The organism is Candidatus Margulisiibacteriota bacterium (genome assembly GCA_041650855.1).
In the GTDB taxonomy this organism is placed as follows: Bacteria; Margulisbacteria; WOR-1; order O2-12-FULL-45-9; family XYB2-FULL-48-7; genus JALOPZ01.
Window position 1 is genome coordinate 38,096 of sequence record JBAZKJ010000003.1, and the last position, 9,827, is coordinate 47,922.

Here is a 9,827-nt window from a genome sequence, read left to right on the forward strand (position 1 = left end):
TTTCATGTCGCTTTATGACCTGATTTTCGGACAATTTTCGCGTGATCTGGGGATCGACCTTGGCACCGCCACGACGCTGGTCTTCGCGCGGGGCGAGGGGATCATCCTGTGCGAACCGTCGGTCGTCGCCATCAACAAAGATAACAACCGCCCGCTGGCTTTCGGCAACGAAGCCAAAGGGATGCTCGGCCGCACGCCGGCCAACATCGTCGCCGTCCGGCCGATGCGCGACGGCGTGATCGCCGATTTCGAGATCACCGAAATGATGCTCCGCCACTTCATCAACAAGAGCCACAACCGCTCGGCCTTTGTCCGACCGCGGATCGTGGTCGGCGTCCCGTCCGGCATTACCGGCGTGGAGAAGCGGGCCGTGCTCGACGCGGCGATGCACGCCGGCGCGCGCGAAGCTTACCTGGTGGAAGAGCCGATGGCGGCGGCGATCGGGGCGAACCTGCCGGTCTCCGAAGCGCAGGGCAGCATGATCGTCGACATCGGCGGCGGCACCACCGAGGTCGCCGTCCTGGCGCTCGGCGGGATCGTCGTCTCCAAGTCGATCCGGGTCGCCGGCGACGAGATGGACGAAGCGATCGTCGCCCACTGCCGCAAGAACTATAACCTCCTGATCGGCGAACGGACCGCCGAGCAGATCAAGATCGATATCGGCTCCGCTTATCCGCTCCCCGAAGAAAAGACGATCGAGGTCCGCGGCCGCGACCTGGTGACCGGCCTGCCCAAGACCTTGACGCTGACCTCGTCCGAGATCCGGGACGCGCTGGCCGAACCGGTGGCGACGGTGGTCGACGCCGTCCGCATGACGCTGGAAAAGACGCCGCCGGAGCTGGCGGCCGACATCATGGACCGCGGCATCGTGATGGCCGGCGGCGGCTCGCTGCTGCGCGGCCTGGACAAATATCTCGCCCAGGAAACCGACATGTCGGTCTACGTGGTCGATGACCCGATCTCTTGCGTCGCTTACGGTACCGGAAAGATCCTGGAAGAGATCGACATCTTGAAAAAGGTGCTGATCATGCCGAAAAGCAGTCTGTGACCAGATACCGGCCTTTTCGCCAGAAACGTTCTTACGGGCTCGCCGCGGCGCTGATCATCCTGGCGCTGGGGCTCACCTATCTGTCGCTTCCCAGGGTGCAAACCGCCCGTTCGCTTTTTTCTGCCGCGCTTTATCCTTTCCAATATTCGGCCAGCGCGGTCTGGCATTTCGGCGTCGGTTTGCCGGGCGAGCTGTTGAACCTGCGCCGCCTGGCGGCGGAGAATACCGGCTTAAAAGAGCGGGTGGCGCGGCAAGAAGCCCAGTTGGGGGTCCTGGCCGAGTTACAGGGCGAGAACGACCGTTTAAGGGACGAGCTGGGGCTGGTCCGGAGCGCCCGGTTCGGCGGCAAACTGCTGGCTGTGCCGGTCGTCGGCCGGAGCGGCTCTCCGTGGCCGGGCGTGCTCGAGATCGGGCGGGGACGCCGGTCGGGCGTTCGGGTGAACATGCCGGTCGTGGCCCAGGCCGGGCTGGTCGGCCGGGTCAGTGAAGTGGCCGAACTGAGCGCCAAAGTCCTGTTGATCAGCGACCCGCTCAGCGCGGTGGCGGCCGTTGACCAGCGCAGCCGCGATCTGGGCGTGATCGAAGGATATTCGCCCGACACCCTCTACCTGAGATATATCGGCACCGGCGGCGACGTTCAGGCCGGCGACCGGATCGTGACCGCCGCTGTCTCTAGTATTTTTCCGGCCGGTATCCCGCTCGGGACCGTGACCAGCGCTACCAAAGCCGATGCCGATCTTTTCTACCGGATCGCGGTCAAACCGGCGGTCGAACTCGGTCGTTTGGACACCGTCTTTCTGGTCTTCTAAGATGCGCGGCCTGAAATACCTCGTTCTGGTCCTGGGCATCCTGATCGCCCAGCACGTTATCCTGCCGCGGTTGAGCTTTCTCGGCGTCACGCCCGACCTGGTGTTGGTGGCGGTCATCATTTATTCCGTGCTGGGGCAGGAGACGCCGGCGACCGTGTTCGCCGCCGTTCTGGCTTTTGGCCAGGACCTGTACGCCCGCGGCGGATACTGGAACATGGTCCTGAAGATCCTGATCAGCGCCGTGATCTCCAATTTCAAGGCGGAATTCATGGGCGACGAGTACGCGCTGGCCGCTCTCCTGGTCATGGTGATCTCCCCTTTGTACCTGCTGGCGGAACTGCTGGTCATGACGCTGCTGCTTGACCGGCAGGTCAGCCTGGCTTACGCGGCGATCAAACTGGTTGCCGGCACGATCTACAACCTCTTGCTGGTGCCGCTGCTTTTCCCGCTGCTCAAGGAGCTGGCCAATGCCGACCGGTAAATGGCATCCGCTGGCCCTGGCCTTTGGCCTGATCTTTATTCTGCTGGTCGGGCGGCTGCTCCAGCTGCAGGTCATCGAAGGCGATAAGTACCGCAAGATCGCCGACGAGAACGCGGCCCGCAATATCCCGGCGCCGGCCGCCCGCGGCGTGATCTACGACCGGAGCGGTGCGGTCCTGGTCGAGAACCGCCCGGTCTTTTCCGTCCAGGTCATGCCGCAGCTCCTGGCCTCGAAAGACCAGGCCAAGAAGCAGGCGGTCCTGGCGAAGCTGGGCGCGCTGCTCGGCGAAAAGCTGGAGCTCAAGGTCACTTCCGACAAGCCGATCATCATCAAGGACAACATCAAGCCCGAGACCGCCTGCCGGATCGAAGAGAACAAGCAGGCGCTGGAGGGGGTAGTGGTCAGCGTCCGGCCGGTCCGTTTTTATCCCTACGGCGAACTGGCCGCCCATTTGCTCGGCTATGTCGGGGAGATCGAGAGCGCCGAGCTGAACCGGCTCAAGGCGGAAGGCTACCGGCTTGGCGACTGGCTCGGCAAGGACGGAGTGGAAAGAGAGTACGACCGGCTGATCCGCGGCCGCGACGGCGGCAAGAAGATCGAGGTCGACGTGTACGGCACGCCGACCCGTCTGCTGGAAGTGTCGGACCCGGTCCCCGGCGCCGACGTGAAATTGACCATCGACCTGGAGCTGCAGCAGGCGGCGGAAGAGGCGCTGCGCGGCCGGGTCGGCGCGGTGGTCGTGCTCGATCCGCGCAGCGGCGAAGTGCTGGCGCTGGCCAGCCGCCCCGGTTACGATCCGAACATCTTTCTGGAGCCGATCGGCCAGGCCCGCTGGCGGCAGCTGTCCGGCGGCCGCCAGCCGTTCATGAACCGGGCGCTGGCGATCTATCCCCCCGGCTCGACGTTCAAGGTCGTGACCCTGACGGCCGCCTTGCAGGAAGGTTTGGTCAAGCCGCAAGAGACGTTTTACTGCCCCGGTTATTACCGGGTCAACAACCGGATCGCCCGCTGCTGGAAAGCCAGCGGCCATGGCCGGCTCACGGCGATAGAAGGCCTGACCCAATCGTGCGACGTCGTTTTTTACCAGTTGGGGCAGCGTTTAGGCCCGGATCGTTTGGCGGATTATGCCCGGCGTTATGGTTTGGGTGAAAGGAGCGGGATCGACCTTCCGCAGGAAAAGAAGGGGCTGGTCCCGGATTCGGCGTGGAAGAAGCAGGTCTGGGGCGAGCAGTGGTATGAAGGCGATTCCCTCAATTACGGGATCGGCCAGGGATTTTTACAGGTCACGCCGCTGCAAATGGCGCTGATCTACGGTGAGGTCGCGACCGGGAAAAGGCTGCGGCCTTACGTGGTGTCGCAGATCGTCGACCGCCAGGGCGAGGTCCTGCACCGGGCCGAGCCGGTAGAGGAGGGGACGGTCCCGTTGGTCCCGGTCAATCTGGCCCTGGTCCGCAAAGCGCTGGAGGCGGTAGTGGACCGGGCGACCGGCATCGCCGTCAAGATCCCCGGCCTAAAAGCGGCCGGCAAGACCGGTACGGCGGAAAATCCCGGCCTGCCGCACGCCTGGTTCGTCTGCTACGCGCCGGTCGACGACCCGCAGATCGCGATCGCCGCCTTTGTCGAGCACGGGGAGCACGGCGACCGCTCCGCGGCTTACGTCGCCCGCGACATCCTGACCTGGTACCGGGATAACCGGATAGCGACCGAAGAAAGTTTTGACACAACGGAATAAATCTGATAAAATTACCCTGTTATGGAAAAGATCGAACTGGAAGGCAAAAAACGCGAAACGGCCGGTAAAGAGCTGAAAAAGCTGCGCGCCGCGGGGCAGATCCCGGCGGTCGTTTACGGCAAAAAGATCAAGCCGCTCAATATCGTGGTCGACCGGAAACTGTTCGTCAAGAACATTCTCCGTTCCGAAGCGGGGATGAACGCCATCGTCACCCTGAAGCTGACGGGGGAGAAGGGGAAGGACTTAGCCGTTCTGACCCATCAGATCCAGCGCAACCCGCTCAACGACGACATTATCCACATCGATTTTCGCCACATCGTCATGGACGAGGCGATCAAGACCCGGGTCCGGGTGGAGCTGACCGGCAACCCGATCGGGGTCAAGGAGAGCGGCGGTGTGCTGGTCCACGGCCTGCGCGAGGTCGAGGTCGAGTGCTTGCCGACCGACATCCCGGACAATTTTACGGTCGACGTGTCCGACTTGAAGATCAACGATTCGCTGCACGTTGCCGATCTGGCCAAGACCGCCAAGGTCAAGATCCTGACCACTCTGTCCGAAATGATCGCCAATTGCTCGCCGCCGACCAAGGAAGAAGAGATTGCCGCGCCGGTCCCGACCCCTGAAGAGGTCGCCGCCGCGGGTGACGCGACCAAGGCCGTGGCGGAAGAACAGGTCAAGGACAAGGCCGCGCCTGGCGCGGCCCCGGCCAAGGAAAAGGCCGAAGCCCCTAAAGCCGAGAAAAAATAGCAAGATTTTCTCGGCAAAATCCGATAAAATAGTAGTATGTCTGAATTTTCAGCTGAAGGCGGCGGTGTTCATCCCGGCAAACCGATAATCTGGCCTACCGGGAAATCCTCTTCGACCCCGGTTTCCAGCAGCCAGCAAACCCAAACCCCCGGCAGCGTCAAGAACGTACCGACCCAGACGGCGCCAACCCGGACCAGTGAAGCCGCGCCCGCCCAAACCGCGTCGGCGACCACCGGCACCGGCGCCCCGGCCAAAGGTGCTCCGACGGTCGCCCGGCCCCTGACCGTGGAGGATATCCGCTCCCACCTGCTGCAGCAGCAGATCGAACCGACCGATTTCAACACCAAGCTCGCCTCCTTGATGCTGCGCAACGGCGTCGAGATCTCCCGCACCAATTTTGTGAAGGTCCTGACCATGCTCCAGGGGACCGATAAGTCGCAGCCGATGCAGGAAGCGGCGCTGATGCTCCTGATGAAAGGGATCGATTCGCCCCAGGCCGTTAAGGTCCTGGGGCAATATTTTGCCGAGAACCCGGCGCTGGCCTCGCAATTCGCCGCGCTCAAGGAGGGGATGGGCAATCTTTCTTCCGCGCTGGGAGCGGGCAAGACGCTGCTTAATTCCACCCTGGTCGCCCAGCTGGCCTCGATCATTTCGCAATTCGACGAAACTTTCCAGACGATCTCGGAAAAATCGCTGAGCGGCGGCAAGAAGATCTTCAACCAGGCCAACACGATCAACGACGTGCGCGCCCTCAAAGCGCTCCTCCAGGGGATCCAGCAGAAATCAGCGTCGGCCGGCGGCGCGGAAGCCAAGGCGCTGGCCCAAACGATCAGCGAGCTGGGCGGCAAGCTCGACGGCATCCTGCAAAACCTGGTCGCCCAGGCGATCCTGTCGCAGGGCGGCCGGCAAGAGGTCAATTACCATTACCAGCAGATCCCCAACGTTATGACCACGCCGGAAAAGAACTTTGAGATCGTGATCCAGAAAGAGGGGGAAGGCAAGGGGTCGCCCGTCGACCCGCGCAACACCCAGGTCGTGATGGCGATGGACACCCAGAACATGGGGAAAATGGTCATCACCATGATCGTTAAAGACAACAAGGTCTACATTATTTTCATTTTCAACGAAAAAGAGTACGGCGAAGAAGGCCGTTCGATGATCGCCAAAGAGTACGGCATGTTCCAGGATAAACTGGCCAACAAGAACTACCAGATCACCGGTTATCAGGTGAAGGTCGACCCGGCGATGTGCAACGTCAAACCGTACCTGATCCCGATGCTGCCGCAGCTGGAGAGCATCCTGAAGAGGATCGACCTTGAAGCTTAAGAAGGAGCAACCGCATGGCTGAAGAACGGATCATGGGCCCCGGCGAAGAGTTGCCGGACGATCAGGCTAAGACAAAGCCGTCGCGCAAGACCGCGGTGGCGATCCGCTATGACGTCGACAAGGACAAGGCGCCGCTGGTGATCGCTTCCGGCCGGGGGGTAGTGGCCGACGAGATCTTGCGCATCGCCGATGAGAACAAGATCCCGATGTACGAGGACCCGGAACTGGCGGGGTTGCTCGCCAAACTGGAACTCGATGTGGAGATCCCGCCGGAGCTTTATACCCTGGTCGCGGAGGTCTTATTTTTTGTCTACAAGCTGGACCGGATGGCGGCCAAGCGGGAACAGATGGTCGCCAAGATCCGCGAAACCGAAAAAGAGACCCGCCGCCCTTAGAGCGCTTCTTTGATCGTCAGCTGCTGCAGGGCCACCGGTTCGACCGGCCGGTCGCGCTGGTCCCTTTTGACCCGGGTGATCGCTTCCACGACTTCCTGTCCCTCTATGACCTGGCCGAAGATCGTGTGATTGCCGTTCAGCCACTCGGTCGGCCCCACGGTGATAAAGAACTGGGAACCGTTGGTGCCCGGGCCGGAGTTCGCCATGGCCAAACGGCCGGGGCGGTCAAAACGGAGGTCGGGAGCGATCTCGTCGGCAAATTTGTAGCCCGGTCCGCCGATCCCCAAGCCGAGCGGGTCGCCGCCCTGGACCATGAAATCAGGGATGACCCGGTGAAAGATCGTCCCGTCGTAAAGCGGCTTTTTGACATTTTCCCCGGTGCGCGGATCGGTCCACTCTTTTTCCCCTTTGGCCAGCTCAACGAAGTTGGCGACGGTCTCCGGCGCCTGCCGCGGGTAGAGCAGGCAGGTGATCTGGCCTTGACTGGTCGTGAAGACGGCGTACAGTTTTTCCGGCATTTTTGGTTTACCTCCCATGGCGATGATCGGGCCGGTCAGGACGAGCAGCGCGGCGGCGCACAGTAAAGCTTTTTTCGTCATTATTCCACTTTGTAGGTCAGCGTGACGTTGCCGCGGACCTCCAGCAGGCCGGGGTTGACCGGCGTTTCGCCGGCCCCGCCGGCGCCGCCCAGGGCGCGCAGGCCGGCGTAATCGTTACCCGCCGGCAGCACCGCGCCGCTTTCAATGATGTTCCTGATCCGTTTCAGCTTCAGCCCGGCGGCGGCGGCGACCGCCTGCGCTTTGGCGGCCGCGTCCTTGACCGCCTTGTCGAGCGCCTGCCGCTTGAATTCCTCGTCGTTCTTCCGGGCGAACTGGATGCCGCGCACGCTGTTGGCCCCGGCGCCGATGCTGGCGTCGATCACGCGGGAGACTTTGGCCATGTCCTCGACCGTGACGCTCAGTTCATTGGTGCAGCGGTAGCCGACCAGTTTCGGCGGCTGGTTCTGTTCGTATTTGGTCTCCGGCCAGATATAGTAGCCGGCGGTCTGGACCTTATCGCTCGCGATCCCCAGCTTGACGATGGCGGCCGCGATCCGGCCCATGGTCGCTGCGTTGTCGCTTTGGGCTTCCTGCGCGGTCTTCTTGACCACTTCCACCGCCAGTTTAACGTAGGCCGTGTCGGGCGCGACCTGGACGACGCCGGTGCCGGTCACCGACAGGGTCTGATCGTCAGGCGCTAAAGCCGCGGCAGCGGTGAGGCACAAACAGCAACCGATAGCGACGAGGACGATCTTTTTCATTTTCTTTCCCTCCTGACAAGACCAGAAGTATAGTATAATTTTCCCATGAAAGCAATTTCCGTGCGGGAGGCCCGGGAGTTCGACCGCCGCGCGCAGGAACAGTACGGGATCCCGTCGCTGCTGCTGATGGAGAATGCCGGCCGGAGCGTGGCGGCAGAAGCCGTTAAGCTGCTGGGGCAGGGGAGCCAAGCGGTGGTGGTGTGCGGTATCGGCAACAACGGCGGCGACGGCCTGGTCGCCGCCCGGCATTTATTGAACGCCGGCAAAAGCGTGGCCGTACTAATTGTCGGCGATCAAACGAAAATGAAAAATGATGCCCGGACCAATCTGGCAATATTGCGGGCAATGGCGCCGGTGGACTGGACAAAGCAGCTGCCTGATGGCTGCGACCTGATCATTGACGCGCTCTTGGGGATCGGTTTAAACGCTCCGGTCGCCGGGGCTTATCTGGCAATGATCGAAGCGATCAACCGCGCGGGCAAGCCGGTCCTCTCGGTCGACGTCCCGTCCGGCTTGAACGCCGATACCGGCGAGATCCTGGGGGCGGCGGTCAGGGCGGACAAGACGGTGACCTTCGCGGCGGTGAAAAACGGCCTGCTGATTAACGCCGGACCGGCCTGTTGCGGAGCAGTGGTTGTCAGGGATATCGGCCTGGCCTATTGCTGACAAAAAATGGTATTATATTGGTCCAGGGTAGGATAATGAACAGAAAGATCGTTGTATTGTTGTTAATCTGTCTGTTGGGCGGCGGCGCCGTTTTGGCGCAGCCGTTGACGAAAAAAGAGATCGTCCGGCAGAAGAAAGAGCTGGCCAAGCTGGAAAAGGAAGTTAACCGGCTCCAGAACAAGCTCAAGGTCGCCAAGAATAAGCGGTTGCGGGTCGACATCCAGGACAAGCTCGATCTGGACCGGCAAAAGATCAAACAGATCAAGAATAAACTTTACCCCAAGAAAGCCAAGCCCCCGGTCAAGGCCGCCGTCCCCCCGGTCGCGCCGGGTTCGCTGGAAACTTTCGCTTCGCTCGAGGCGGGGCTTGAAGAGAGCGTTTCTTCGCTGGAAGCCGGCGAGACCGGCAAGATCAAGATCGGCGGCCTGCGGCACGAAGTGGGAGGGTACGGCGGATTTTTTGCCGGGACCACGGCGTTCTTCGGCGAACTGCGCGTTCCGTTCCGTTTCATTTTCGGGCCGGCGACCACCTCGTTAAGGTTGTCCGCCGGATTGGCCCAGAGCCGGGAGACCGACCGCCGCTTCCTGCCGGTGAACGGCGACCTGATGTTCAATTTTCCGCCCGGCTGGTTCACGGGGGTGGAGAACTACCTGGCGGTCGGCCTGAACTATGTGGCCATGACGACCGGCCGCAAAGCGGGAACGGTCGGCGGCCAAGTCTCTTACGGCATTGTCAGCGACGGCTTTGGCGGGATCGTTTTCGGCGAGCTCGGTTACGCCATTTTACGGACCGGTTTTTCCCCCAGTCACAAGGGGGCGTCGGTCCTGGTCGGCTACCGCAAGGCCCTGTTCTAAAATAGGCAGCAAAATAGGCAAAATGCCCATTGACAAAAACGACCAGACTGCTACAATTTCAGCAAAAGGAGGTGAAAAATATAATGAAGAAATTTATTGCTATGTTAGTGGTTATCGCTTTCGTGCTCGGTCTCGGGATCACGGCTGACGCAGCTACGGCGAAGAAGGTTGTGGCCAAGAAGAAAGTCGCCAAGAAGAAAGTTGCGAAGAAAGTCGTGAAGAAACCGGTGAAAAAGGCTATGCCTGCGCCGGCTCCCGTTGCACCGGCTCCGCCACCGCCACCGCCAGTAGCGCCCGCCCCGGCTCCAGTTGTGGCTCCGGCCAACGCTGGTCTGTTCGGGATGGGGATGAACACCTTGTTAACCGGTTCGTATATCAATACCGGCAAGGGTTCGATCTCCGGTTCCATCGGTGCGATGTACAGCTTGGTGTTGGATGACTTCGTGGGCCTCGGCTCAATGGTTGGTCT

The 9,827-nt window shown here is 61.5% G+C and carries 12 protein-coding genes; 10 read left to right on the forward strand and 2 right to left on the reverse strand.

Going from position 1 to position 9,827, the window contains the following annotated elements:
* Positions 1–4 precede the first annotated feature (4 nt).
* From WC529_08455 to WC529_08485, 7 genes are read left to right on the forward strand one after another with little or no spacing between them, the layout of a single operon-like run.
* Complete coding sequence (locus tag WC529_08455; protein ID MFA5114306.1) at positions 5–1,048, forward strand: rod shape-determining protein; 1,044 nt, start codon at positions 5–7, stop codon at positions 1,046–1,048.
* Positions 1,045–1,857, forward strand: a complete 813-nt coding sequence (mreC, locus tag WC529_08460) for a rod shape-determining protein MreC (protein MFA5114307.1) — start codon at positions 1,045–1,047, stop codon at positions 1,855–1,857. Before WC529_08455 ends, mreC begins: the two co-directional genes overlap by 4 nt.
* A 1-nt stretch (position 1,858) precedes the next feature.
* Positions 1,859–2,338, forward strand: a complete 480-nt coding sequence (locus WC529_08465; GenBank protein MFA5114308.1) for a hypothetical protein — start codon at positions 1,859–1,861, stop codon at positions 2,336–2,338.
* The gene (gene mrdA / locus WC529_08470) at positions 2,325–4,070 is read left to right on the forward strand and encodes a penicillin-binding protein 2 (protein ID MFA5114309.1); all 1,746 of its coding nucleotides are present in this window, start codon (positions 2,325–2,327) and stop codon (positions 4,068–4,070) included. Before WC529_08465 ends, mrdA begins: the two co-directional genes overlap by 14 nt.
* Positions 4,071–4,091: 21 nt before the next feature.
* The gene (locus WC529_08475) at positions 4,092–4,817 is read left to right on the forward strand and encodes a 50S ribosomal protein L25 (GenBank protein ID MFA5114310.1); all 726 of its coding nucleotides are present in this window, start codon (positions 4,092–4,094) and stop codon (positions 4,815–4,817) included.
* A gap of 36 nt (positions 4,818–4,853) precedes the next feature.
* Positions 4,854–6,143 (forward strand): hypothetical protein, encoded by a 1,290-nt coding sequence (locus tag WC529_08480; GenBank protein ID MFA5114311.1) that lies wholly within the window; start codon positions 4,854–4,856, stop codon positions 6,141–6,143.
* A gap of 14 nt (positions 6,144–6,157) precedes the next feature.
* Complete coding sequence (locus WC529_08485) at positions 6,158–6,538, forward strand: EscU/YscU/HrcU family type III secretion system export apparatus switch protein (GenBank protein MFA5114312.1); 381 nt, start codon at positions 6,158–6,160, stop codon at positions 6,536–6,538.
* On the opposite strand, the gene WC529_08490 is transcribed toward WC529_08485, so the two are convergent.
* Both WC529_08490 and WC529_08495 read right to left on the reverse strand, forming a co-directional pair.
* On the reverse strand, positions 6,535–7,056 hold the full coding sequence (locus tag WC529_08490; protein MFA5114313.1) for a peptidylprolyl isomerase: 522 nt from the start codon (positions 7,054–7,056) through the stop codon (positions 6,535–6,537). The genes WC529_08485 and WC529_08490 overlap by 4 nt on opposite strands.
* An 80-nt stretch (positions 7,057–7,136) precedes the next feature.
* The gene (locus WC529_08495) at positions 7,137–7,838 is read right to left on the reverse strand and encodes an SIMPL domain-containing protein (protein ID MFA5114314.1); all 702 of its coding nucleotides are present in this window, start codon (positions 7,836–7,838) and stop codon (positions 7,137–7,139) included.
* 45 nt (positions 7,839–7,883) lie between these two features.
* Between WC529_08495 and WC529_08500 the strand changes: the two genes are divergently transcribed.
* From WC529_08500 to WC529_08510, 3 genes are all read left to right on the forward strand, one after another.
* The gene (locus tag WC529_08500) at positions 7,884–8,504 is read left to right on the forward strand and encodes an NAD(P)H-hydrate epimerase (protein MFA5114315.1); all 621 of its coding nucleotides are present in this window, start codon (positions 7,884–7,886) and stop codon (positions 8,502–8,504) included.
* A gap of 35 nt (positions 8,505–8,539) precedes the next feature.
* Positions 8,540–9,358, forward strand: a complete 819-nt coding sequence (locus WC529_08505; protein ID MFA5114316.1) for a hypothetical protein — start codon at positions 8,540–8,542, stop codon at positions 9,356–9,358.
* An 83-nt stretch (positions 9,359–9,441) separates the two neighbouring features.
* The coding region (locus WC529_08510) for a hypothetical protein (GenBank protein MFA5114317.1) at positions 9,442–9,827 on the forward strand (386 nt) is incomplete at its 3' end.